The 25604-nt window shown below is 34.3% G+C and carries 21 protein-coding genes; 2 read left to right on the top strand and 19 right to left on the bottom strand.

Going from position 1 to position 25604, the window contains the following annotated elements; all coding sequences use genetic code 11:
- Positions 1–272: 272 nt before the first annotated feature.
- Positions 273–1022 carry a 3-deoxy-manno-octulosonate cytidylyltransferase gene (kdsB, locus tag M0P98_04460; GenBank protein MCK9266122.1) on the bottom strand — a complete coding sequence of 250 codons (750 nt, stop codon included), beginning with the start codon at positions 1020–1022 and terminating at the stop codon, positions 273–275.
- A 120-nt stretch (positions 1023–1142) separates the two neighbouring features.
- Between kdsB and M0P98_04465 the strand changes: the two genes are divergently transcribed.
- Positions 1143–3026: a hypothetical protein gene (locus tag M0P98_04465; protein MCK9266123.1), complete on the top strand. Its 1884-nt coding sequence runs from the start codon at positions 1143–1145 to the stop codon at positions 3024–3026.
- The gene (gene nikR, locus M0P98_04470) at positions 3023–3436 is read left to right on the top strand and encodes a nickel-responsive transcriptional regulator NikR (GenBank protein MCK9266124.1); all 414 of its coding nucleotides are present in this window, start codon (positions 3023–3025) and stop codon (positions 3434–3436) included. Before M0P98_04465 ends, nikR begins: the two co-directional genes overlap by 4 nt.
- A gap of 418 nt (positions 3437–3854) precedes the next feature.
- Here nikR and M0P98_04475 read toward each other — a convergent pair whose 3' ends face one another.
- The 18 genes from M0P98_04475 to M0P98_04560 form a co-directional block, all read right to left on the bottom strand.
- Positions 3855–5660, bottom strand: coding sequence for an ABC transporter ATP-binding protein/permease (locus M0P98_04475; protein ID MCK9266125.1), 1806 nt, complete (start codon positions 5658–5660; stop codon positions 3855–3857).
- The gene (gene lpxB / locus M0P98_04480; GenBank protein MCK9266126.1) at positions 5657–6763 is read right to left on the bottom strand and encodes a lipid-A-disaccharide synthase; all 1107 of its coding nucleotides are present in this window, start codon (positions 6761–6763) and stop codon (positions 5657–5659) included. Before lpxB ends, M0P98_04475 begins: the two co-directional genes overlap by 4 nt.
- 5 nt (positions 6764–6768) lie before the next feature.
- Positions 6769–7326: an acyloxyacyl hydrolase gene (locus M0P98_04485; protein ID MCK9266127.1), complete on the bottom strand. Its 558-nt coding sequence runs from the start codon at positions 7324–7326 to the stop codon at positions 6769–6771.
- Positions 7326–8981 carry an AarF/UbiB family protein gene (locus M0P98_04490; GenBank protein MCK9266128.1) on the bottom strand — a complete coding sequence of 552 codons (1656 nt, stop codon included), beginning with the start codon at positions 8979–8981 and terminating at the stop codon, positions 7326–7328. The genes M0P98_04485 and M0P98_04490 overlap by 1 nt, the downstream gene beginning before the upstream one ends.
- Positions 8974–10434 carry a radical SAM protein gene (locus M0P98_04495; GenBank protein ID MCK9266129.1) on the bottom strand — a complete coding sequence of 487 codons (1461 nt, stop codon included), beginning with the start codon at positions 10432–10434 and terminating at the stop codon, positions 8974–8976. The genes M0P98_04490 and M0P98_04495 overlap by 8 nt, the downstream gene beginning before the upstream one ends.
- Before the next feature lie 69 nt (positions 10435–10503).
- Positions 10504–11571 (bottom strand): tRNA 2-thiouridine(34) synthase MnmA, encoded by a 1068-nt coding sequence (gene mnmA, locus M0P98_04500; protein ID MCK9266130.1) that lies wholly within the window; start codon positions 11569–11571, stop codon positions 10504–10506.
- Positions 11572–11672: 101 nt separating this feature from the next.
- Complete coding sequence (locus M0P98_04505) at positions 11673–11900, bottom strand: NifU family protein (GenBank protein MCK9266131.1); 228 nt, start codon at positions 11898–11900, stop codon at positions 11673–11675.
- Positions 11901–11917: 17 nt separating this feature from the next.
- A complete protein-coding gene (locus M0P98_04510) occupies positions 11918–12310 on the bottom strand; it encodes a SoxR reducing system RseC family protein (protein MCK9266132.1) in 393 nt (130 codons plus the stop codon).
- A 347-nt stretch (positions 12311–12657) separates the two neighbouring features.
- Entirely contained in the window at positions 12658–13038 is a 381-nt protein-coding gene (gene nifU / locus M0P98_04515; protein ID MCK9266133.1) for a Fe-S cluster assembly scaffold protein NifU, read from the bottom strand.
- 8 nt (positions 13039–13046) lie between these two features.
- Positions 13047–13961 (bottom strand): quinolinate synthase NadA, encoded by a 915-nt coding sequence (nadA, locus tag M0P98_04520; protein ID MCK9266134.1) that lies wholly within the window; start codon positions 13959–13961, stop codon positions 13047–13049.
- Positions 13961–15121, bottom strand: a complete 1161-nt coding sequence (gene nifS / locus M0P98_04525; GenBank protein ID MCK9266135.1) for a cysteine desulfurase NifS — start codon at positions 15119–15121, stop codon at positions 13961–13963. The genes nadA and nifS overlap by 1 nt, the downstream gene beginning before the upstream one ends.
- 36 nt (positions 15122–15157) lie before the next feature.
- Positions 15158–15562: a 4Fe-4S binding protein gene (locus tag M0P98_04530; GenBank protein MCK9266136.1), complete on the bottom strand. Its 405-nt coding sequence runs from the start codon at positions 15560–15562 to the stop codon at positions 15158–15160.
- Position 15563: 1 nt separating this feature from the next.
- Positions 15564–16763 carry a homocysteine biosynthesis protein gene (locus M0P98_04535; protein ID MCK9266137.1) on the bottom strand — a complete coding sequence of 400 codons (1200 nt, stop codon included), beginning with the start codon at positions 16761–16763 and terminating at the stop codon, positions 15564–15566.
- A gap of 35 nt (positions 16764–16798) precedes the next feature.
- Positions 16799–17239 (bottom strand): Rrf2 family transcriptional regulator, encoded by a 441-nt coding sequence (locus M0P98_04540; protein MCK9266138.1) that lies wholly within the window; start codon positions 17237–17239, stop codon positions 16799–16801.
- 14 nt (positions 17240–17253) lie between these two features.
- Positions 17254–18075 carry a 4Fe-4S binding protein gene (locus M0P98_04545; GenBank protein MCK9266139.1) on the bottom strand — a complete coding sequence of 274 codons (822 nt, stop codon included), beginning with the start codon at positions 18073–18075 and terminating at the stop codon, positions 17254–17256.
- Positions 18072–19376 carry a hydroxylamine reductase gene (hcp, locus tag M0P98_04550; GenBank protein ID MCK9266140.1) on the bottom strand — a complete coding sequence of 435 codons (1305 nt, stop codon included), beginning with the start codon at positions 19374–19376 and terminating at the stop codon, positions 18072–18074. The genes M0P98_04545 and hcp overlap by 4 nt, the downstream gene beginning before the upstream one ends.
- A gap of 435 nt (positions 19377–19811) precedes the next feature.
- Entirely contained in the window at positions 19812–22019 is a 2208-nt protein-coding gene (locus M0P98_04555; GenBank protein ID MCK9266141.1) for a hypothetical protein, read from the bottom strand.
- A gap of 45 nt (positions 22020–22064) precedes the next feature.
- Complete coding sequence (locus tag M0P98_04560) at positions 22065–25445, bottom strand: right-handed parallel beta-helix repeat-containing protein (GenBank protein ID MCK9266142.1); 3381 nt, start codon at positions 25443–25445, stop codon at positions 22065–22067.
- Positions 25446–25604 lie beyond the last annotated feature (159 nt).

The following is a 25604-nucleotide window of genomic DNA, read 5'->3' on the forward strand; positions in this document are numbered from 1 at the left end:
CTATTGTTTATTCCCATTCCTTTTTCGCCTTCGGCGGGATTGCCACGCCAAAAAACGGCTCGCCAAGACGGAATGGGGGGTCTGTTAACAAAAGGTTCAAGCCTTTTGTTCCTCTACTCGCTCATTTTATCGCCCAAACGCCCAATTTTACCATCCTAAACTTGTTTCAGGATCTCTTACCTAACCCACGTCGGTAGTAAGCAGAACGAAAAAACGAGATTCGGGATGAATCCGGAATGACATACAGAGGCAACCCCGTATTCCGTTTTTTCTTAAGAGGTTTGGAGTTTTTTTATATCCTCAAAAGTATCTACGCAAGGAGAATCTTGCTCTATGATTGCAACTTTTAATTTATACCCATTTTCGATTATTCTTAAATGTTCAAGTTTTTCTATATCTTCAAGAATTCCTGTTGGCAATGTTGCATATTTAGCAAGAAATTTTTTTCTGAAAACATATATCCCTATATGTTTGTAAAAAACAACTTTTTTAAGTTGTAAAGGGTCTTCTTTGGAATAGTATACAGTAGGATAAGGTATTAATGAGCGCGATGAGTATAACGTATCACCATTTTTATCTATAACAATTTTTACAGTATTAGAGTCAAAAAGTTCTTCATCTTTTCTTATTCTGGTAGCGGCAGTTGTAACGCCTACTTCGGGGTTTTCTTTCAACATTTTAATAGAATCAACAATAGCTTCTTGTGGTAAAAAAGGTTCATCTGCTTGTATATTAACAATTATTGAAGCATCAAGTTTCTCTGCTGCTTCTGCCACCCTATCGCTACCACTTCTGCAATCTTTTGAAGTCCATATTGTCTCAACACCAATTTTATTAGCCTCTAACGACACTTTCTCATTATCAGTAGCAATATATATCCCAGCAAAATCTTTTATAACTTTAGCTTGATTGAAAACCCGCTCAAGTACTGATTTACCATTAATAGGATATAACACTTTTCCTGGAAGCCGTTCAGAATCAAACCTTGCTGGTATAATGCATACTATCTTTTCTTTTTTCATATTTTGTTTTCCTTAAATTGCTTTACAGTCTCCTTTAAGATATAATCTATTTTAATAAATCCCTTTAAAAACCATATCATTTTACCATATTTTTGATAAAATTTGCATTTTTATACTCTTATGAAAAACAAAAAAAATAAATTGCTTGAAGCTGCTATTAAAAAGGTAGGTCTATTTTTTGAGCAAGATATCATAAAAGAAGAAGCCTGGACTTGGAATATTTTAAAAAAATCATTTAGATATTCTGATAAAGAAAATAGAATTTATAGAGCATCTTTTAAAAAGGACCATATTTTGGTAGTTGTTCTTATTCCATATTCCTCCAAGAAACATAAACTAAGTGAAAACAGTATGGAATTTATTGTTGATGGCGACAATATCTATAGAAACACTGATTGGGAACTTACTATTGGCTTTTTTTCTTCATTTTTTAAGAGAAGAGGATACGAAGTTGTGTTTTCAGAACCAAAAGAAAAACGACTTTTACCAACAAGGATAAAAAAGTTATTTATGACAGATGGACAACATTTAGCCGAACTTGAACTCATAAGAACTTTTCCTTATTGGGAACTTACAGTCAGTGATGCGGAAGAAAGTTCTCCTCACTTTTGCACAACAGGGTATAAATATAAGTTTCATTTAAAAAATTCCATAAAAGTGGATAAAGAATTTGAGATAGAGAACCTTCTGATTGAGTATGAAGAAGATGAAGCTGAAAAACAACCTTTCTTCTCTATTTCTTCAATAAGAAAAGCTGTATACGGGTTTAATAGCCCTAACCTTCGTGCTTTTTATTCTAATGAAGGGATATTTCCTGAGGTACAACACTCCATTAAATTGACTGTCTTTGCGAACCTTGCAGTTGCAATCATAAATGCAAGCGTTTTTGTTAGAGTTGCAGAAAGATTAAAAGGAAACACCTGGTACACCCTCGCAGCAGGCATACTTGTTTTCCTAAGAGCACCTGCTGAAGTTTTCTATGTGAAAAAATCTCTTAGGTTAAGCAAACATCTTCCTTCAGCCATAGTAAAAGAAACTATGGATTCTGACGCATTTAAAGAGTTTTCTGAAACAAAAGAGATTAGAAGATGGAGGAATTTTGAAAAAGTTTTTTATGATATTGTAAGGAAAAAAGAAAATTTCACTTTCCTTATGGAGCAGTATGGCGTTTTTAAGGAGTCTTTTAACCAAGCCCTACAGGAAAACTCAAAAATAATAATTATTCACACATTAAGAAAACATCTTAATTTTACTGAAAGTGAACTTATAACAATCAGCCCTTTTATAGAACAATTAGAACCTATTGATGTTCAAAATACAACAAAAGGGTTGATGAAAAGTTTTGCTATTTTACAGGAAAAAAATGTTTTTAAACCAACTTCGGGGGTTGTCTTAAAAAAATATGCGGAAGAAATCTTTCCAATACATCTGTTAAATACAACTTTTAGCAAAACTATGAGAATAGTTAGAGACAGGATTAAACAAGAGGAGAGAGTTCCTTCTTTAAAAGAGGTTTCTCTTCTTGTTTCTACCTGCAAAAAGAATATCTTGCCTTTCCGTGTAATGGATATAACACTCTTTTCTTCACTTTATGCAATAGGTTATGCTTCAACATTTTTGACAAACTTACCTAACTTATTTGTCCCTATATATTACATTTTATACGGTGCGGCAGCCAATATAATAAATGCAGCAGTACTTAGAATAAGTAACCAAGTGAATATGCAATATTTATACAGAAATCTCGGAAGCGCTCCCGCTATAAGTAGTGCCGCAGATGCATGGAATGAATATAATTCTCATTTGATGAGAATCTGGGCTGTCTTTTCTTCTATTGGGCTTATAATAGGGATGTGTGGCAAACTCTTTTCGGAATCAACCTACGGGATATCAAGATATTTTGTAGAAATATTTGCCTTTTTCTTATTTATTAAAGGTTTTAGAGAATGGTACTACTATTACTCTTCTCTTGAGACAAAAATCAAGTTGGAGGAACAAAAATGAATAAATTGATACGGTTTGGTGTTTCAATGGAAAAACAACTTCTTGCCAAATTTGATGAATTTATTGCAAAAAAAGGGTACACAAATCGCTCTGAGGCTATAAGAGACCTTATCAGAAAAAATATTGTTGAAGAAGAATGGTTGAAAGGCGAATTAGTAGCTGGAAGTATTACTTTAGTATACAACCACCACCAGAAAGAACTTCTTGATAAAATCATAGATATCCAACACAATTTTTATGATGTAATAATATCCACTCAACATATACATATGGACCATAATAATTGTCTTGAAATCATAGCGGTTAAAGGGTTGGTTGAAAAAATCAAATCTCTTTATAATTCTATAAGTATTCTTAAAGGCGTTGGGTATTCTTCTCTTTCAAAAGCAACAACTGGTAAAAAATTTTAGGTTGAACGACACTCACCCATTCCGTCTTTGCGAACGACCAAAGGGAGTGTGGCAATCCGCTGTATTGTAGCGTTGCGAACGTTTCTCAGCGTGGCAATCTTCCGAAGGCGAAAAGGAATGAGAAGAAACAATAGTGTATAGGATAAAAACGAGGATTGCCACGTCGCAATTCCTATGAAAACTATCGGAATTAAACACTCCTCGCAACGCCACAAAACGGCGACAAGGCAAGAATAAAGATGAGGTTTATCCCGAGTATCTCCGAGGGACTTGACCCGGAATCTCGCTTTTTAATACTTACTTTACGAGGGTTAAATTAGAGATTCTAAAACAAGTTCAGAATGACAAAATGAGGCGTTAGGATGGTATACAGGTAGGTAAAAAGTATAAAGGAATGGAAAGGGGTGAGAGAGTTTTATTAGGACTTGTCAGAAGAAAACTGTAGTTGCCATAACCTATAATAGTCTCCTTTTTTATCAAAGAGTTCTTGATGTGTACCTTCTTCAGAAATTTTTCCATTCATAAGCACTATTATTCTATCCACATTTCTTAGAGTAGAAAGCCTATGAGCAATTATAAATACTGTTCTATTTTTTATTATGCTATATAACGCTTCCTGTAATAACTGCTCTGATTTGCTATCCAAAGAAGCCGTTGCTTCATCAAGAATTAAGATTTCAGGGTCTTTATAAATAGCGCGAGCTACTGATAAGAGTTGTTTTTGTCCACCAGATAATGTTGCTCCCCTTTCACCTGTCAAAGTGTTGTATCCATCAGGTAAAGATTTAATGTACTCCTTTAATCCTGATGTTGCTATTGCCTTTTCAAGTTTTTTCTCATCGATTGTTTCTGTAAAAGCAATATTTTTCTTTAAGGTATCAGAAAATATTATAGGTTCTTGGCTTACAAAGCCTATCTTATCCCTCAAGGAACTTAGGATATAGTTTTTCATATTTTTGCCATCAACAAGAATTTCTCCAGCATTAGGTTCGTATAATCTTAGCAAAAGCCCTATTAAAGTACTTTTCCCTGCCCCTGTCTGCCCAACTATACCAAGTTTTTCTCCTTTCTTCACTTTTAAGTTTATACCTTTGAGTATAGATTTTTCTCCATAGGAAAAACTAACATTTTTAAACTCTATCTCTCTTTCAAGCCCTTCAAGCACATCTGCACCTTCATCTCTTACAGAACTCTCTTTATCCAGAACTTCAAATATTCTTCTTAATGCTGAACTCTCATGTTTTAAGTTGGCATACGCAGTCATAACACCTTTCAATGGGCTAATGATTGAGAAAAGCGAGATAAAAAAGAAAAATAAAAAACCTGAACTTAAAGAACCTTCAATAACTTTGCTTGCTCCGTAATATATAATCCCGCTTGCCCCAAACACCGCTACAACCTCGGTAAAAGGTGAAATAAGCAGTATCCTTTTTGTTGCAGACATTACTGTTTTAAATATTTTTTCGTTTTCAAGATTAAACTTTTCAACAATTCTTTCTTCTTGATTATACGCTTTTATTATCTGTTGCCCATAGACACCTTCATGTATTAGGTTGCCTACCATCCCGTAAGCTTCTTGAATTTTGCTACCAAGTTTTCTAAGTTTTTTCCCCACATTTAAAAGAGGCAACAAAATAGGTGGAAAAATAAGTAGTGAAACAAGGCTCATCTTCCAATCTATGGTAAAAATTATGAAAAAATATACTAAAACCAGAGTGGTTTGAAATATTAGTGAAGGAAAATTACCTACAAACGACCTCATTAACAGGTTAACGTCAAAAATTATTTTTGAGGTAATATCCCCAGACTGTTCTTTACTAAAGAAATCCATTGACAGAGATGTGATTTTAGAATATATTTTGTCTCTCAAATCTGTTAATGTTCTATTGCCAAAAAAATGGAAAAAATAGTTATTCAAATAAAAAAACAGCCCCTTTAAAAAGATAATAGTTATAAGAAAAAGTATAATATATTTTAATAAAGAAGTAGATGAAACAGAGTTAAGAATCGATACTATTGGGGTTATTTTTAAACTTATAAAATTAGGTAAATTTTCTGGTATCTTTATATCTCTTCCTGCGATAATCCTATCAAGAAGAGGCACTATTGAAGAGAGAGAGATACCGTTTAAAAGAGCACTAATAAGCATAAATACCATACCAGCCACAAAGTATCTCCATCTTATATTTATATATTTACTAAGTTTCAGAAACTCTCTTATCATTGGTTCTCCATATTAGATAATATAAACATCGCAACCTTCTCACTAACTTTTACGTCGTTCATCTGGTTCTTAAAAACCTCAAAATTCTTTATCTGTTTTTTGTAAAGAGTCTTTTTAGTTAATATATTTAAAGATGTCTTTACAATATCTTGATGAGGAAAAACTTGTATATATTCCGGGACAACTTTTTGGTTAAGAATAAGGTTCACAGGACTTATATATTTAAGTTTTACTATCATTTTAGCCAAAAAATAATTTAAAAAAGTGGTTTTATAAAAAACAAGAAATGGTTTTCCTTTAAGTGCTATTTCAATATTTACCGTCCCACTTGCAGCAAAAAGCATATCTGAACTATCTATAATTTCATAAAGGTCTTCTTTAATCAATACACTACTTTCATCATATTTTGCAAGCATAAGTTCTTGCTTCTTTTTAATGTTTTTATCAGAAGCAGAAAGCAAGAATTTTAGTTTCCGTTCTTTACGCATCTTTTTTATAATTTTTAAAAATTCCGGAAGCAGATATTTTATCTCTTCTTCACGGCTACCAGGTAACAACCCTACAACTACATCTTTTTCTCTAACCGTTTTCCTTTCAGTATTATGAGATTGTTTTATTAAGTCTGTAGCAGGATGACCAAACCAATAACATTCCACATCTTCTTTTTCGTAAATCTCTCTCTCAAATGAAAAGATAGGTATAACAACTTGTATATATTTTTTAATTGTTTTTATCCTATTATAGTTGTGTGCCCAAATTTTGGGTGGAATATAATAGAGAGTTTTATATCTACCTTTTAAAGCTTTGGCTACTTTTAGATTAAACCCCGGATTATCAATAAATATTATAAGTGAAGGATTTTCTTGTTCAATTAGTTTTACTACCTTTTTATACGAGTTATAAAAAGCACCAATACTCTTTATAACACCTGAAAACCCCATCTTGCCGAGTGGCATATCTATAAAAATATCAGATAGGACCTTCATTTTACTCCCACCGGTACTTAAAATAATGGTTTCAGGAGAAATGCTTTTAATCTTTTTAGCAAGCAAACTTCCGTAATTATCTCCAGATGTTTCCCCTGTAAGTATAGCTATTTTCATTTATTTTAAAAGAAAGAAGTGTAACCCAGCATCCATACCTTAGAATCTATTCCAGAGTTGGGTTCTTTTAAATCAAGGTTAGAAATATGTCTGTTCCTAAATTCCAGAGAAAATGTCTTACCGTTTTTTTCATAAGCAACCCCATAACAAAGTTGGTCAACAAAATTTAATTGGGACCCCTGTTCTTCTGTTTTCTGGGTCATATAGATACCACCTATTCCACCTCTTATATACGGTTTAATTGGAGAGTTTAATGGAACTTTATATTTTAAAAAAAATGAGCAACCGGTCTCAATACCTGTATCTGGAGAGGTTACAAAAGCAAAAAACGGCTCAATCTGGAAAGAGAGATTCCTCATCCAACCTTCTTGCTTCAAAGGGTACGTAAAATCAAGCCCCATAAGATAGTATGTATAGTTCCCTGTTTTAAGTTTTTCATCACTCCCATATCCTATAAAAACTTCTGTATCTGATGGTCTTCTTATATCAAAAGCATACGAAACACCAGTAAAAACAAACAGACAAATAAGAAAAAGAAGAAGCCAACAACTGTTACTTTTCATCATAAACTCCTATGTTTGATTATATCTATTATAAGCCAAATTCCCAATATCGCTGAAACACAAAAAAACACAACCCCAAAAGCCGGAAAACCAAAAATTAGAGGGGCTGCCCCTGAAACCATTATCAAGGAAGAAGAGATTATCAAGGAAGCTATTATAAGACTAAAAGATAGTCTACTGCTTGATTTGTCGATAATATTTATCAGTTCACGTAAACCTTTATGTTCAAAAGAAATACTTATAGACCCTTTCTTTAACATTTTTAAGAAAGAAGTAAAACTTGCAGGCATCTCCTTGAAAACCCTAAACATTCCATAAGAAATATTTACAGCGTCCTTAAAAATGTTTTTTATTCTAATTCTTTCTGAGATAAACTTAGTCACAAACGGTTTCATACTAACAGCAATGCTAAAATCAGGGTCTAAAGAAAGCCCTATTCCCTCGAGGGTAATCAATGTTTTAATCAGTATGGTCAGGTTTGATGGTATTTTTATATAATATTTTCTCATTATCGAAAAACTATCTTCAAGCAATAGGTTTATATCAAGTTCTTTTATGGGCACATTCTTATAACAGTCCAACATATCTTCTATTTCTTCTTTAAAATTTTTTGTATCAGTATCTTCTTGTAACGCTCCCATCATTTCTAAACTATCAAGAATTTTAGAAGAATCACCATCCATTAACCCACTAAATATATGTATAAGTTCCAACCGCCTCTCTTCATTTATTCTGCCAACTATACCAAAATCTATAAAACAGAGTTTACAATTCCTTGTAACCAGTATATTTGCTGGGTGAGGGTCCCCATGAAAAAAACCGTCAACAAATACCTGTTTCATAATGGAGTTAAGACCTATCTGAGAAATCCTTTTCTTATCAAGACATTCTTTATCAAGTTTATCTATATCACTAATTTTTATACCATCAATAAATTCAAGAGTTAACACTTTTTTTGTTGTCAATTCTTTGTAAACAAAAGGTACGTATATATCTTTTTCATTTTCAAAGTTTTTTCTAAACCTCTCAATATTATGTGCCTCCAGAAAAAAATTGAGTTCTTTCTTAAGCATCTTTTCAAACTCTTGAACAATACATACTGGTTGGTAGATATCTGCTTCTTTGATAAATTTTTCTATAAGAGCGGCTATATCGTACATAATACTTATATCTGTATCTATCTGCTCCTCTATATCAGGTTTCTGTATTTTTACAACTACTTCATTGCCTTGATATTCTGCTCTATGCACTTGTGAGATAGAAGCTGAAGCAAAAGGTTCTTCTTCAAAATATGAAAAGATATCTGATATATTTTTTTGATGTTCATTGAAGAAAACCTCTTCTATTTTATCAAAAGGTATTTTTGTGGTGTTATCTTGGAGTTTTTCAAGTTCTCTGATATAAGGAAGTGGCACAAAATCAGGTCGGGTACTTAAGATTTGTCCAAGTTTTATAAAAGTTGGCCCTAACTCTTCAAGCATTTTTCTTACTCGAACAGGCGCTGATAAAGATTCTCTTTTCTTATACTTTATAGGTATTCTAAAAAGTTTTCCAAGGTGTATCTTTTCAACAATTATCCCAAAACCATATTTGCTAACTATGTTTACAATATGCCTATATCTCTTCAACTTATCGGTTAGTCTATATTTATTCATTTGATAGATATTCTTTCTGCCATATAAGGTCGGCATACTCTCTATATTTTTTATTATATTCAGGCATAAACCCGTCTTCAATAAAAGAAAGGTAATCTTCTGCACCTTTATCACAAGGTAAAGCCTCTGTTGTTTTTACAATATTATAAAAATCTTCTGAATTATCCCTTATTATACAAGGAACAAGAAGGTTTCCACATTTATGGCTAGGTTGTTTTACCCAGTAATTATCTTGCCACTCTCTAATTTTAACAAAAAAATCAGATTTTACGGCATCCGTAACACTTTTTCCATTATTATACAGAGCATAAATATTATTATACTCTTTATCTTTAAAAGGTATAAAAACACAGGGTGTAATAGTTCCATCCCACATCACATAAAAGTAACCTCCACCTCGAGCCGCAGCCATACAGCCATCGGAAGCAGTCCCAGAATTCCAAAAATCGGCTATAAAAAGTTTTTCTTTTTTCACCAGAGCCCAGATTCTCTTAAACATCTCTAATCTTTGTTCTGGAGTTACCATAAGTTCGCAAGAAGGTTCTCTACCTATAGGCATATACTGAAAATACCATCCATAGACAGCGCCCAGTTTGTTAAAATAAAAATCAATAAACTCGTCTGATAACAATAGGTCAGCATTATCTCTTGTGGGCGTAACAGATATACCAAAAGGAACACCTTCTTGTTTAAGGTTTTCCATAGCTTTCATTATTTTTTTATAAGTTCCTTTTCCTCTCCTTGCATCTGTCTCTTTTTCAAAACCTTCAACAGATATTGCAGGCGTAAAATTGCCCAATTTTGATAGTTTTTTTGCTGATTTACTATCAATCATCGTAGAGTTGGTATAAGCCATAAAGTAAGAATCAGAATGTTTTTCAAGTATATCAAACAATGTTCTACCTTTATCTTTATACGCAAAAGGTTCTCCTCCAGATATAACGAAAAAATAAGAACCAAACTCTCTATTGACCTGGGTTATAAGTTTATCAAAAACATCAAATTTTAGGGTCTGTCTTTCATAAATATCGCCTGCGTAACATCCTTTACATTTAAGGTTACATACATTGGTTGGAGAAATAGTAACAAATGTAGGTGGTCTAAACCCTTCCTGCTGGTAAAACTTGCGCCTTATATAAACCCCTTCCAGAATAATTTTTTTAAGTAATATTTCAGAAATAGCCTTTGAGCAACTCTGTGAAACCATTTTATTATCAAGAGCTTTCTGTAGAGAACTTAGAAGAGCTCTACCCATATAATATCTTTCTTCTTTAACTTTTTCGGGTCGATTTGGACTTTTTAAAGATACATTATATGTAGCCTTATCTATTGCCTTAAAAAGTCTTCTTCTTGTTACACCTGTCTTCAAACTTACATTAAAAAGTCCAGTTATAACCTTTTGAGATACTCCCTTTTCCATGATGGTTAATACCCTGTCTTCAAGATGCATCATATTAACCCCCTTGTTAAAAGTACAACGAACCTATTGTAGTTAATCTTTGAAGAAACAAACAGTTTGATATTACAAGGTTTTCTCAATAAACCCGCCACCAATAAGCAGGTCTTTATTATAAAAAACAGCAGCTTGCCCTGGTGTAATAGATTTCTGAGGCGTTTTATACACCACTTTGGCAGCATTGTTTTCTAACGGGTAAACCACTGCCTGAGCAGCGGGATGCCTATACCGTATCTTTACCTCACATTCAAAAGGTAGAATAAAGTCTTTTAGAGCAGTAAAATGAAGAGATGAAACCAGAAATTCTTTCTTATACAACTCTCTCTCTTCGCCAAGCACAACTCTATTGTTTTCTGCATCTATTTTTACAACATATAAAGGTTTTCCTCCAGAGATACCAAGACCTTTTCTTTGGCCGATTGTGTAATATATTATACCCTTATGTTGCCCGAGAGTATTACCTTTAGTGTCAACAATGTCTCCTTTTGCACTTCCATTCTCAAAAAATAGAGATTTATCTCCAGAAATAAAATCCTGGCTCTCTTCTTTGTCGTTGACAAAAAAACCTTGTTGGTGAGCAATAGAACAGACATCTTTTTTTGTTAAACTACCAAGAGGAAAGATAAGTTTTGAGAGTTGTTTTTGAGTTAAAAGAAAGAGAAAATAGGACTGGTCTTTGTTAGCATCTTGCCCTTTTTTAAGAAAATATTTTTTTTCTTGGTTTGAATACTCAACCAAAGAGTAATGACCTGTTGCAAAAAAGTCAAAAACTAATCCCTTTTTAATAGATTTTTCTATTAAAAAACCAAATTTAAGAAACTTGTTACAGACAACACAAGGGTTAGGGGTTCTACCTTTAGAGTATTCTTGTGTAAAATAATCGAGAACAAACCTTTTATACTCTTGGCTTAAATCGATTATTGTTAGTTCTACATTTAGTTGTTCTGCAACTCTTGTGACATCATTAATATCATTACCATCAGGAGAAAAACAAGCAGTACCTATGGGAGAATTATCGTCCCAGACCTTCATAAAAACACCTGCCACTTCATACCCTTCTTGCTTCAACAAGAAAGTAGCAACCGAAGAATCTACCCCGCCACTCATAGCTACAAGCACCTTTCTGTTTTTCATTTTATTATTAAAAAAGTAATGTAAACTTTTGTTTTATTAAAAAACTTAAATTTACCAAAAAGATGCTCTTTGTTTCCTCTTAAAATATTTTTATAAAGCAATTAATCAACCGCAACAACTTCTTCTATTTCTGGAACCTGTTCCTTTATAATTGCTTCAATACGCATCTTAAGGGTTATAGTTGAAAACGGGCATCCTTTGCAAGCACCTTTTAACCGTACACTTACTTTATTATCTTTTACATCCACAACCTCACAATCTCCTCCATCAGCTTGCAGAAATTTTCTTACCTCTTCCATTGCTTTTTCAACTTTTTCTTTAAGTTCCATATTTTATTTCTCCTTTATTATACTTTGGTAATCTTTACTTTTCTTACTCTATTTTCTTTATTTGATTTAGTTATCCCCAACAACACAGCAGATACAAAAACTATAATAAAAACGGCTGTTTTAATAAAACTATGATGTATATAACGGGCTACCAAAACTGCAAAAAGAAACCCTACAAAAGGTAGTCCATAAAGAAATAGGTTCTTTTTCAGAAGGTGTGTTACTTCGATTTTGACCTTTACCCTGTCTCCTTTCTGAATACCTTCATAGCCAGTTGCTTCCAATAATAAATATCCGTCTTTTCCTTTTTCACAAAGACGACAATCTCCACAACTTTTTGTGCGAACTTTTTCAACACTAACAATCGCTGTAGAACCTTTTATATCAACCACTTGTCCGTATTCTTCCATTTAAAACCTCTTAATTAAGGCTTTCGTTCTACCAAATTTAGTTAAGCGATGCCTTTTTGTTTGTCTTGCAGGTGCATTGTTTGCAAAGCGGTAATCCCATCTTTACCCCTACTATTGTTTCTTCACATTCCTTTATACTTTCTACCTACCTGTATATCACCTAACGTCACATTTTGTCATCCTAAACTTGTTTCAGGATCTCTAACCTAACCCACATAACAGGAGTAGGAAAAAACGAGATTCCGGCTCAAGTATATCCGAGGGGATTGCTTTATATTACTCGCAAAGACGGAATGTGGATGCTTTCCTTGCCTGTCTCCATCATATTTCATTACACTTTGATACAATTAAGTCTTTTTATTCAGTTTTTCTCTAAAATCTTTTATTGCTGCTTTAAGCCCTTCTTCAGCCAATAGAGAACAATGTTTCTTAAGAGGAGGAAGCCCTTCAAGGAAATCTACAACCTCTTTATTGGATATCTTTTCTGCCTCTTCCAATGTTTTACCTTTTGCTAATTCTGTTACAACCGAAGATGTAGCAATAGCTGCGCCACACCCAAAAGTTTCAAACTTAATATCTTCTATTACATTATCTTTAACCTTTATATATATCTTCATAACATCTCCACAGACAGGATTTCCAACAGTACTAACCCCGTCTGGGTTTTCTATACGCCCCATATTTTTAGGGTTCATAAAATATTCGTACACTTTTTCTGTATATTCCATTTTTTTCCTTATATATATTCAATCATTCTTACAAGAGCTTTTTGAGCTTTTTGACTTACCTCTTCAGGTATTTCAATATTATATTTTTCCTCCAAAAGAGCGTCTCTAACACTTATTAGACTTGTTTTTTTCATATTATAGCAAGAATGAGGATTCCCAAGAGAATAAAACCGTTTAGTAGGATTCTCTTTTTTTATTCTATGGATAAGCCCTTCTTCTGTTCCAATTATAAAAACAGAAGCGGTAGACTCTTTTGCTCTTTGCAGAATACCTGATGTTGAATAGATACCGTCAGCAAGTTTTTGTACTTCAGGGTCGCACTCAGGATGCACAATAAGTTCTGAATTAGGATGAAGCTTTCGTGAGTTTATAACATCTTCAGGTGTAAACTTTCTATGCACGTAACAATAACCATCATAACATATAATCTCTTTCTCTGGTACTCTTGTTTTAACATACCAGCACAGGTTTCTGTCTGGAAGAAAAACAACCTGCGAGACAGGCGTATTTTTTACAACTATATCAGCGTTAGCAGAGGTACAACATACATCGCTCAATGCTTTAACATCTGCGTTTGTATTCACATAAGACACCACCCATGCATTAGGATATTTTTCCTTCAAATCTAAAACATCCTGTGCCCTCACCATATCAGCCATAGGGCACCCTGCATCAATCTCTGGTAACAAAACTTTTTTGTCAGGGGAAAGTATTTTTGCTGTCTCTGCCATAAAACTTACACCACAAAATACTATTATATCAAAACCTTTCAATTCCGCTGCTTTTTTTGATAACTCAAGAGAATCACCTACAAAATCTGCTATATCTTGAATTTGAGGTAACTGGTAATTATGTGCAACTATTATAGCTTTTTTTTCTTTTTTTAGAGTTTCTATCTCTTTTATTATACTTGTTGTTTTCATTATTTTTTATCCTGCCAGAACGGAGATATCTGCCTTAACCTTTCAACAACTCTTGGTAAAACAGAAGCAACCTTTTCTACTTCGTCCATAGTATTATATTTTCCTAAAGTAAGCCTTAATGACCCGTGAGCTATTTCGTGTGGTAAACCTATCGCAAGCAAAACATGGCTTGGTTCAAGGGACCCTGAAGTACATGCCGAACCTGATGAAGCGCAAATACCTTCAAAATCAAGACTTAGAAGAATGCTTTCTCCTTCAATATGTTTTATACAAACATTTATTGTATTATGTAATTTCTTTTCAGGATGCCCGTTTAAAATTATTTCTGGGATACTTTCTTTGATTTTATTTTCAAGAGTATCTCTAAGTTTTTTTACATATATTATATCTGTAGACATCTCCTGTTTTGCAAGTTCAGCAGCTTTCCCAAACCCAACTATACCTGCAACATTTGTAGTACCTGAACGTTTTCCTTTCTCTTGACCACCTCCATAAATAAAGGGAGGTATAGATAACCCTTTTCTAATATAAAGAGCCCCTATACCTTTTGGTCCGTAAAATTTATGTGCTGATAAAGAAAACATATCTGGACCTAACTCTTTTAAATTACAAGGAATTTTTCCAATTGTTTGAACTGAATCGGTATGAAAAATAACTCCTTTTTCCTTTGCCATAGCAGAAATTTCGGATATAGGTTGTATGGAGCCTATCTCATTATTAGCGTGCATTATAGTTATAAGAATGGTATCTTTTCTTATAGAATTTTTTAATTGTTCTATATCTATTATTCCATAATTATCAACAGGTATGTAAGTAACCTCAAACCCTTGTTTTTCAAGGGCTTTACAGGTATACAAAACAGCGTGATGTTCAATAGCAGAAGTTATTATATGTTTTCCTTTACTCTGAAACTTTAAAGCTGTTGCCATAATTGCCCAATTGTCTGCCTCTGTACCTCCAGAAGTAAAAAATATTTCATCAGGCAAAACTCCAACCAACAAAGATATGTTTTTTCTTGCTTCTTCTACCGCTTTCCTTGTTTCTCTTGCAGGTCTATAAAGAGAAGCAGAATTGGCAAACTTGTTATTGAAGTAAGGCAACATCTCTTCTACAACTCTCTCATCGCAAGGTGTTGTTGCGTTATAATCCATATATATCATTGTTTTAATTCCTATATTTTTATAGTTTCGTTATAATTAAATGTTTGAGACAAGAGCTTTTGTTGGACAGGCCTTAATACACATACCACACGCTATACACTTTTCTGGGTCAAAAATTACAGAAAAATCTGCTCTATCAATATAAAGAGCCTGGACAGGACATAGAGGTATACAAACTGTACAGTTGGTACACAACTCTTTAACCATTTTTATATCGCTTGCAATAGATTGTACTTTTACACCAAGTTCTACTACTTCACTTATGGTTTTATCTAAACTTTCTCTTGTTCCACGCAGAGCAAGCACAAGAGTCCCTTCTTCTTCGGGAGTAATATAAGCTTTCAGTATATTGAAATCAAGCCCATATTTTTTTACCATATTTGATACAATCGGCTTATTTACAAGTTTTTTTGGAAAATATAATACATATTTTTTTTCCATATTAGCCATTCCCTTTCATTGGTTTAACTTTATATCCACTCTCAGAACTTGGAAAACTAAATAATGGTTCGGTAATAAAAAAATCTTTATTAGATATCCAAAGTTTCAACTTTTCTGCTATATCTTTCGCACTATTATAACTTGAAAGCGAACCGGTAGGAACCTTCTTTCCACATACCTCAATTTCACCACTTTTTAACTGCGCATAATTAACTTCCCCAAGGATTTTTCCTGTGCAGTTAGGGTAATCGTTGCTATAATCAACAATAGGGGCAAATATCTCTTCATCAGGAATAGATACCCCCCGAACTATCTCTTCGTTTAAAATAGGTATAGGTATACCAACGCCAACAACAAGACTTGCACCGTACCCAGTAAGACTTACGCCTCTAAGGTATTGGGGAGTCATCTGTTTGAGGTCTCCTATAAGAGCAAGAGTCGCTCCACCTCCACAAAGAACCCCATTAGGGTTTCTTTTTACCGCTGGGTTAAACTGGGTTCCCCACCAAGCAACATACCCCACGCCTCCTCCAAGAAAAATTCTTGTACCAAACCCTATTGTTTTAAGGTACGGATCTTTTAAAAGAGGAGAAAGTTGCCCTGCACTACAATAGTTTGCATTACCCAGTTCGGGTTTAAGTATACCAAGATATGTATATATCGTTTTCTTTGAAAGGTTCACCGCAACATTATAGTTCTGATAGCAGTTTCTCGGGTTGAACAGAATCGCTTCATTTATATCTTTTAAAGATAGGTTTTCAGAAATAGTTTTTTTAGGATAACAATCTGTGCCATAAGCATCTATTTCAAGGTGCACATCTTTCCCTGCTACTAACTCTTCAATAACATGCCCACCACCGTAACTGAAAGGTCCAGGATATTCTGTATTACGAGGGTCATTATCGGGTGCGGCTGTCGCACCTAAATAGACATCAACCGCAGCTATACCAGAATATGCAGGCACTTTATTAAGTGTAACTTTTCCTCCACCTATCTTAACGCGCGGATTAGAATGCCCAAAATTAAGAAAAACACCAGAGGAACACATTGGTCCAAAAGTTCCTGTAGTAACAACATCAACCTTGCTTGCTAAATCTTTAACGGATTTTTTTTTTGCAAGTTCTACTATCTCTTCAGCTGTTACAACAACTGCTTTTCCTAATTTGATTTTTTCGTTTATCTCTTCAATTGTTTTAGCCATAAGATTGTCTCTTTATAGTTTTATATAATATTTTATCATATATGGTAAAATATTTCTCTTTTCTTTTCCTTCTCGTTATTCTCAGCCATATCTTTAAGGGTAGTAGAGAGCAAAATTTCTTCAATAGATTTTTTAATCCGTTTCCATAAGTTACCAGCTTTACATTCATAATGCTGGTTACAACTCTCGTCAGTATCAAGACAAGGTACAGGAGAAAGAGAACCTTCAAGAACTGTCACAATATCATAAGCAGTTATATCGGCAGGTTTTTTTTTAAGCATATACCCGCCCTTTGCGCCGCTTAAACTACTTACAAGCCCTGCTTTTTTCAATGCAAGCATTATATGTTCAAGGTACTGATAAGAGACATTTTGTCTTTTTGCTATATCTTTAACAAAAATTGGGGTATCTTTGTAGTTGAGAGCAAGATCTATCATAGCCCTTAAACCATACCTTGTTCTTGTTGAAATTTTCATATATCTATTTACCTCTACATCCAATCTTCACTCAATACTTCCCCGTTTATACCCAGAACAATCAACTTAAGAGGAACTTTTCTTTTAGCTTCTTTTAATCCTTGCTGAGCAATAGATAAAAAACCTTTACAACAAGGAACCTCCATTATTACTACTGTAAGAGTATTGATTTTTGCCCTATCTGCAAGTTCTGTTATCTTTTTAATATAAACGTCCTTATCAGAATCAAGTTTCGGGCAAGCCACAGCAACAGATTTTCCCTGCAAAAAACGTTTATGGAAATCCCCGCAAGCAAAAGCTGTACAGTCTGCGGCAAGAAGCACATCTTGACCTTTGAAAAAAGAAGCATCAGGAGAAATAAGATGTAACTGAACAGGCCAATGTTTTAAGAAAGAAGGCGATGTATCTTCTTGTATTACCTGCCTATCTTTTATTTCAGTTGACATAGTCCCCGGACATCCGCAACGAAGAGGAGAAGGACCTTCTTCCTCAACCTCTATTCCTTTCTCTTTAAGAACCTCCTTTGCTTCTCTTAAAAACTCTTCTTCTTGATGGTCGCTAAGATGTTTTAAATGAGCTTTAATTGTGTTTATCCCTTTAGGGATGATATTTTCCATAACCTTTCTTTCGTCATAAGGCTCTGCTTCTCTCTCTTCTGTGCTTATTGCTCCTTTAGGGCAATCTTTAATACAGGCTCCAAGCCCATCACAAAAGATATCACTTACAAGGCGCGCCTTACCATCAATAACCTGTAGAGCCCCTTCTGGGCATTCAGGTATACATAACCCGCATCCATCACATTTTTCTTCATCTATCTTTATAATTTTTCTTTTCATCCAAGAATTTCCTCAATATCTTTTTGGGGTTCACCTATTGTTTTTATATCATAATTGTCAACCAGAACCTTAAGTATTTCATCATTAACCCATGCTGGCACAATAGGACCTAACCTTATCCCTTTAATTCCAAGAGCCAGCAAACTCCAGAAAATAGCCACAGCTTTCTGCTCCATCCACATCAACACATAAGATACTGGTAAACTGTTTATATCTTTTATTCCAAACAGTTCTGCCAAAGAAGACACTATATCTATAGCAACGATAGAATCGTTACATTGCCCAAGATCAATAAGTCTGGGTATACCTTCTATGTTCCCAAGTTCAAGGTCGTTCAATCTGAATTTTCCGCACGCAAGAGTTAAAACTATGGTATCAGTAGGAAGATTTTTTACAAGTTCTCTATAATACTCATTCTTTTTAGTTGGCGCATCACAACCAGCAACAAGCACAAAACGCCTAATTTTGCCTGCCTCAACAAGTTCTTTTATCTTATCTTTTGATGCCAATATAGAAGACAAAGAAAACCCTGTTGTTAAGATAGTTTCACCTTTTATTTCAGGGACTTCGGGCAAACTTTTTGCTGTCTCTATCAATTCTGTAAAATCGTATCCACCTATATGTTTTACACCAGGCACTCCTGTAATACCTGCGGTAAACAGTCTATCCCTATACCCATCTCTTGGCATTAAAACACAATTAGAGGTTGCAAGATAGGCAAAAGGATATTCAGAAAACAAACTCTTCTGGTCATACCAAGCCTTACCAAGGTTACCAGCAAGATGAGAATATTTTTTTATTTTAGGATACCCATGTGCAGGGAGAAGTTCAGAGTGGGTATATACATTTATTCCTGTACCTTCAGTCTGTTGTAACAAAGCATCCAGAGCCTTTAAACTATGACCGGTAGCTATAATCCCTCTACCTTTCCTGGTTCCTGTTTCAACTTTTGTAGGTTCTGGTTCACCATAAGTTTCAATATGGGCTTTCTTTAGGAGTCTCATTGCTTCAATATTTACTCTTCCAGCTTCAAGACCTGCTTCAACAAATCTTTGGGAATCAAAATTAACATTGGTAAGGGTAGAGTAAAGAGATTTAGCGAGAAAACTCTCCGCATCCTTATCTCTATAACCCAATTCTCCAGCATGATAAAGATAAGCAGAAACCCCTTTAAGCGCAAAAATCAAATTATCTTGAAGCCTTGCCGTGGTAGGCGTTTTACCACAGACTCCAGAGTTGGTGCAACCTTTACCTCCGACCGTCTGAGAGCATTGATAACAAAACATTTTTAACTCTTCCATTTCTCCCCTCCTGTATATTTATTACTATTCTTATCAACTTAGTAATATATTACCTTCAATTTAATAATTGTCAACAGATAAATAATTTTTTCTATAATAAGAATTTTTACAATCTTTTCAACGTGCAACTCACGTTTTATACTTTCTATCCCTCGGGGATACTCGGGATAAGATCCGGAATGACAAATAAGGGGAAGTCTCATCTTTTATCGTTACGGCTTTCGTTTTTGGTTAAGTTGCTAACTGCCCCTCCACCTACGCTACAATACAAGCTTCGGCGGACAAGCCTCATCCCATTAACCTATCTGCAAACTCTTGGGGACTTACTACCCCAAACATCCCTCAAGGGGAGAAGGCAAAAAGAGGGAGGTGTGTGCGCCATAGTACCAGAGTGAGTAAATAACACCCCATACTGCTTTTCTTTTATGCTCTTATTTAACGATAAATAGTTCGTATTCTTTGTGCAAACTCTTGTTTCTGTTTAGGAGTAACCCCTTCCATAGATAAAATTTTTTCATATTCTTCCTTTGCTTTTGCATAATTGAGTTCTCCCCTAAACATTTCAGCAATTTTTTCTTGCGCTTTTATTTTATGGTAAGAACTTGCTTCTTTCATAGACAGAATTTTGTTATACTGGTCTTTTGCCTGTTTATAATTCTGCTCAATAGCGTAACTGTCCCCTATTAAAAAAAGCGCAGATATTTTTTCATCAACACCTACTCCTTTAACATCAAAAGCCTTTTGATACTCTTTTCTTGCGTTGTTAAACTGGTCTTCAACAATATAAATATCACCAATTTTTATGTATGTAACAGATCTCTGTCGAGGAGTTGCGGTTTCTAATTCAAAAACTTTTTGATACTCTTTTTTTGCCTCAACATATTTATCTTCTGAAAATAGAGAATCGCCATTCCTTATATATTCTGCAGGTCTATTTACTCCAATTTTATTTTCAACCTCTTTTACCATCTTTGCATCAAGTTTGCCTTTCCCTGTTTCCAAAAATAGTAGATAATATTCTTCTGCTTTTTCCTTATCTCCTGCCTTCCAAAAACTATCTCCAAAAAGTTTACACCGTTCTGCATAAGCAAGAACTATTTTTGAGGTTAACCTACCAACTTTTGGGTAGTTTTCTTCAACCCAGTCAAACATTTCGTCATACATTTGCCTTTCTTTTTCATAGTTACCTTCTCTGCTATAAAGATCTCCTACCTTTATTAGAGCAGGTTTTACTGTATTCCAAGCATTCACACCTACATCAACAATCTGCAAAAGGTATTCTCTGGCTTTATCATAATTTTTTTCTGTTAAATAGGTTTCAGCAATACTGTTAAGCAGAGATGTTCTGCTCCAACTATTCACATCTTCCACATTTAAAGCCCTAAGATAAAATTCACGCGCTTTATCATAATTTTTCTCGTTTCTATATATGCTACCTACCTTCCAATTAGCATCAAGTTTATCAACAAAAGTAAGCCCTCTCATTGATAAAACCTTCAAATATGCTTCCTCAGCTTTCCTGCTATCTTTTGCAAGCAAGTATGTATCACCAAGTTTAAATTGGGTAGCCACCTTAACAATGTCGCCCGCCAATTCCATATTTAATGTTTCTTCAAGAGACACTATTGCCTGAGGATAGTTTCTTTCTTGTAACCAGGTATCAGATATTTCTTGTTGAGCCCTAACCTTTACTGAATTAGATTCTTTCCCCATTTTTAAAATCTTACTAAGTTCACCTCTTGCTTTATCATACTCTTTTAACTTAATATAACTCTCAGAAATTTTAAATATAGTACTAAGTTTTGTTTCAATATCAGGGTTTTCTGCTCCAACAATACTGTTAAGGACTTCTATTTCTTGAGCAAAGTTTTTTTCGTTTTGGTAAGTTTCAGAAATTTTTAGAAGTACATCTAATCTCTCTTGTTTTTCTTTTGTTAAATCTAATCCCGTTAAATAATCCTGACGAGCTCCAGAAAAATCGTTCTTTTCAAATTTCTTATTCCCTTCTATCCACGCATCCTTAAAATTTAGCCAGGTTGAAGGCCTTTTATGTATCAATGAAATATCGTCAAAGTAAGCACCTGTGTTACTAGTAATAGCAAACTTCACAGAGTTAACTCGCATACCTCTACTCTCGTCTGGTATTTTTATTGTACCTGTATGTTTTGTCCATTCTGATTCTGTTTTTACGCTAAAAAAGCCAGAACCTGCAAACAATGTTTTAACTTTTTCGCCTATTGAATAATAGTATAGATAAACATCTATTGGCTTTTTGTTAGGGTCTTTAACATAAAGGCTTATCTCTATCTCATCACCTGCGGTAACACCAAATACAGAGTTTTGAGCAAAATGTCCTGCAACATATACACAGTTGTTACCGCTATAAGATTGTTTGCTATCGGTAATCAGTCGGTATTCAGGATTTGGCACTTTTATCCCTATATTAGGTCGCCACCCTTCAGGTAAAACGAGAGGTTCTTCATATTTCCAGCCAGCGCTCTGTAAAATCTTATGGTAACCTTCTTTTTCTGGCACTACATAAGTTTTTTCAAATCCAGGGTTAACCAACTCTGCTTTGACAGAAAAAACTGTAATAAAAATCAAAACACATACCAATAAAATAGATTTTTTTATTCCTTTCATATTGCCTCCCTTATTTCTATTTGCTATTTCAATAATACTAAATGATTATTTAAACTTAATAACTCCAGCGTTATCAACTCGCCAGATATGCGCTCCTGTGGCTACCCAAGCATACCATCCATCTCTCATACTACTACCAATATTAAACCTACAAGTTTTGTTATCTTTAAGTTCTATATTCAAAATAGAAAGAGGGAGCCTCCATTCCGCTGTCCAATGGCTGGTCTCTTTATCAATAACTACCGATTTATATTCTACCTGCTTTTTAATGTTACTTATTATATCGGTTGGTATATTAAATAGATTGTGCACAACAAATTTACCATCAGGTTTTCCAGTAAACACATATAACGGTCCAGTTGGCACACCTTCTTGCCACCACGCATCTTTACCTACAGCACCTTCAATAGTAAACTCATGAGCTGCATAAGAAATTTCTTTTGGTAAACCTTCCTTCCACCGGTCAGGCAGAGATTCTATACCAAGATATATATTCTCTTCATCGTAAGTTATCCACAAATAACTACCAGATTTTTCTCTCTTTATTCCCTTCTGATGTTCTTCCATAACCGATATCGCTCTATTTTTATCAAGTCCAAACCATTCTTCTTTATTAAGAGTGCCATCGATTTTTATAGGATTTACTCTTTTTACTACTTCATACTCTTGCTCCCTACTAACCCTTGCTAACGTTGGAAACTTTGAAGCCACATCTTCAACAGGTGTTTGCCATTCTGGTTTATAATACTTTCCTGCTGGAGATTTTTTTACTGGCCAAGTTACTCTCAACTCGTCTTTATACAACCCTATATCTTCAAAAGGTATAGAGTTATGCTCTATGTTCCCATAAACTGGTGAACCTGCTCTAATAGTAAAATCCAATGTTTCAGGGTTAATAAAAAACGGAGTAAAACTATCAATATTGTTACCGATAAAATTACCAGAATAAAGGTCGTCGTTAATATTCATAAACTTGCCACCTATATTTATATTTCTCAGTTGAGGATACATCACAGACCAAGGCGGTTGACGATACTTAATATTAGAAAGTATATTATTCTTCCAATACTTCACTCGTTCGGTAGTTTTTAAGACATATATCCTGTTACCAAATATTAGAGAGGTATTGTTATCAACAAAAATATTGTCCTCAATTCTTGAATCTGAACCATGAGTAAATACACCAGTTCCAGTACACCGATAAATAATATTACCAACAATCGTTTGCCCAGCATTTAGAGCATCTATATAAATTCCATTTATTCCAGGGTTAGGATAAGGTACTTCTGAAGAGTGTTCTGTTATGTGATGCAAGAAGTTATACCTAAGGATATTTCCTCTATTCATAAGATACCTTGGTTCTCCATAAATATATATAACTCCAGCATCTCTGGCTTCAGAAACAACATCGTATATCTCATTATACTCTACTATATGATTGTTGTAATCCATCAATATCGCTTGATGTGAACTGTCTGAAATAAGATTATGAGAAACCCTATTACCAATACCAAACAACCTAACAGCAGGTCTATATCCACCATCAAACCTGTTAAAACGTGTTATATGGTTATTCTCCACATAGTGCCTTGAAGGTATAAGTTTCTTCCAATTCCCTCCGTCAACCCGTACCCCTCCTTCACCAACATCACATATATCGCACCCAACCACTCCGTTACGCCAACCTTTTTCCAAAGAAAGCCCGTACTGCCCAACATTTCGTACCTTACACCCAGCAATCAGATTATCGTTACCTCCATTTATTGATATACCATTTCGCCAACCACCCTCAAATGTTAACCCATTAAATATTATATTTGTTGTTTCGTTTAGAGTTAACAATGCTTCATCAAGAATAGATACAATTATTTCTCGCCCTTCTATTATGTCTGGTGGGTAAAAATAGAGTTTACCTTCTTCTCTATCCACATAAAACTCGCCCGGCATAGATATTTCAGACAATAGATTATAAAATTTATATGGCACGTTGTTATATATAGGTATGCCATAATGAGGGTTCGCTTTTAAAAACCTTACATCTGGCGCTAAAAAGAGAGTCTTCTCTTCGAAATTTATTTCTGTTACTTTTGTATGAACTCTCTGCCAAGGTTGATTGAAATACCCAGTTATCCATATCTCTTTCTCTTCCTTCCATCTGTTAGGTCTATCCTCTATATATTGGAAACTACCTTGTTGAGGCAAAATATCTCTTGCGTGATAACCAGCACCTCCTTGAGTTTTAAGCCGAGTTTTACACCACCCTTCATCAGGCCAGTATGCTAAAGACATAGGTTTGGTATCAAAAAAAAGTTCCATAGCTCCATTCCGTTCTACATTGTACTGTTGCCCTCTATTTAGAAGGTTTCCATAATCGTTTATACCTACCTCTTTAAGGTCTGATACCCATACCTTAGTTTTTACTTCTTTGGGCAACTGTCTTATTATTTTAGGGTCCTTAAGAGGTTTAAAGTTGGTAACCTGTTTACCTCCAATTATCCGCACCTCTTCGCCTGGAAAACTTCTGTATACAATAGGTGCTCCTTCTTCACCTGAATCCTCTTCATTAAACCTTAGCCCTTCTGTAATAAAATATTTGCCACCACGCAAATATACTGTAATACCGCCTTGAGGCATACCTGTGGTCTTTTTAATAGATTGTATTTCTGCTTGAGCTCTTTTGATTGTTTGGAATGGAGAGGTTTTTGTACCTTTATTGGTATCTCTACCTTTTAAAGAAACATATATGTGATACTTTGGACTATTGACACGTTCTACCCGTTTTTCTCTTATACTCTTTTCTATTTCTCCTTCCTTTAAACCCTCTATATTCTCTAAACGGTCAACAAGATCTAATCTGTGGTTTTCATTTAGGTTTTTATTTGCCTCTTCCTGCCTCAAAAGAAGTTCATACACATCTTCTGCTTTCTGATATTTTCTCTCAAGTCGGTAGGTATCTCCTATATACATCTCTGCTTTAAATATCTGGTTTTGAGAAACACCTTCTGTTTTAACAATATCTGAGTATATTTTACGTGCTGAGATATAATTCTTTTCTTCTATATAAAGATTTGCTTGTATAAAAAGAGAATATATTCGGTAGTTTAGAGATAGGTTTGGTATTTTTAGGATTTCGTTATAGGTCTGATGTGCAAGAGAATACTTCTTTTCTAACCTGTAAGTTTCTGCTATATTAAATAAAGAAAGTTGGGTAGCATAATTGAGGTCTTTATATTCTTTGATTTTAAGGTACTCTTTTCTGGCTGAGTTATAATCACGGGAGGTAATGTACGTATCAGCCATCCGTAAATTTTTTTCAACCTCAGATGTAACATCTGCCGATTCTACCCAACCACCCGTTTTAAAGATATTTATAGAAAAACAGAGTAAGAAAACCAAAAAAAAATTGATACTTCTTCTACCAATCATTGACTCCCCTATGTAAAATAATGTGCGTATTTAACAGACGTAATAGCCAAGTTAGCATAAAACTTTATCACATCTTACTATATTTTTCAAATGAACGAATTGCCTCATTAAAAATCTATCTGAAAATATATCGTTGCCTCATTAAAAAATCTATACGAA

The sequence above is a fragment of the bacterium genome, assembly GCA_023230585.1.
GTDB lineage: Bacteria > Ratteibacteria > UBA8468 > B48-G9 > JAFGKM01 > JALNXB01.

Coding starts and splice junctions, on each gene's coding strand:
- M0P98_04505 (MCK9266131.1), bottom strand. CDS start 11,900: ATGGAACTTAAAGAAAAAGTTGAAAAAGCAATGGAAGAGGTAAGAAAA.
- M0P98_04465 (MCK9266123.1), top strand. CDS start 1,143: ATGAAAAACAAAAAAAATAAATTGCTTGAAGCTGCTATTAAAAAGGTA.
- M0P98_04555 (MCK9266141.1), bottom strand. CDS start 22,019: ATGAAAGGAATAAAAAAATCTATTTTATTGGTATGTGTTTTGATTTTT.
- M0P98_04540 (MCK9266138.1), bottom strand. CDS start 17,239: ATGAAAATTTCAACAAGAACAAGGTATGGTTTAAGGGCTATGATAGAT.
- lpxB (MCK9266126.1), bottom strand. CDS start 6,763: ATGAAAATAGCTATACTTACAGGGGAAACATCTGGAGATAATTACGGA.
- kdsB (MCK9266122.1), bottom strand. CDS start 1,022: ATGAAAAAAGAAAAGATAGTATGCATTATACCAGCAAGGTTTGATTCT.
- M0P98_04490 (MCK9266128.1), bottom strand. CDS start 8,981: ATGAATAAATATAGACTAACCGATAAGTTGAAGAGATATAGGCATATT.
- nifU (MCK9266133.1), bottom strand. CDS start 13,038: ATGGAATATACAGAAAAAGTGTACGAATATTTTATGAACCCTAAAAAT.
- M0P98_04510 (MCK9266132.1), bottom strand. CDS start 12,310: ATGGAAGAATACGGACAAGTGGTTGATATAAAAGGTTCTACAGCGATT.
- nadA (MCK9266134.1), bottom strand. CDS start 13,961: ATGAAAACAACAAGTATAATAAAAGAGATAGAAACTCTAAAAAAAGAA.
- nifS (MCK9266135.1), bottom strand. CDS start 15,121: ATGATATATATGGATTATAACGCAACAACACCTTGCGATGAGAGAGTT.
- M0P98_04495 (MCK9266129.1), bottom strand. CDS start 10,434: ATGATGCATCTTGAAGACAGGGTATTAACCATCATGGAAAAGGGAGTA.
- M0P98_04475 (MCK9266125.1), bottom strand. CDS start 5,660: ATGATAAGAGAGTTTCTGAAACTTAGTAAATATATAAATATAAGATGG.
- M0P98_04535 (MCK9266137.1), bottom strand. CDS start 16,763: ATGGCTAAAACAATTGAAGAGATAAACGAAAAAATCAAATTAGGAAAA.
- mnmA (MCK9266130.1), bottom strand. CDS start 11,571: ATGAAAAACAGAAAGGTGCTTGTAGCTATGAGTGGCGGGGTAGATTCT.
- hcp (MCK9266140.1), bottom strand. CDS start 19,376: ATGGAAGAGTTAAAAATGTTTTGTTATCAATGCTCTCAGACGGTCGGA.
- M0P98_04485 (MCK9266127.1), bottom strand. CDS start 7,326: ATGAAAAGTAACAGTTGTTGGCTTCTTCTTTTTCTTATTTGTCTGTTT.
- M0P98_04530 (MCK9266136.1), bottom strand. CDS start 15,562: ATGGAAAAAAAATATGTATTATATTTTCCAAAAAAACTTGTAAATAAG.
- M0P98_04545 (MCK9266139.1), bottom strand. CDS start 18,075: ATGAAAAGAAAAATTATAAAGATAGATGAAGAAAAATGTGATGGATGC.
- M0P98_04560 (MCK9266142.1), bottom strand. CDS start 25,445: ATGATTGGTAGAAGAAGTATCAATTTTTTTTTGGTTTTCTTACTCTGT.
- nikR (MCK9266124.1), top strand. CDS start 3,023: ATGAATAAATTGATACGGTTTGGTGTTTCAATGGAAAAACAACTTCTT.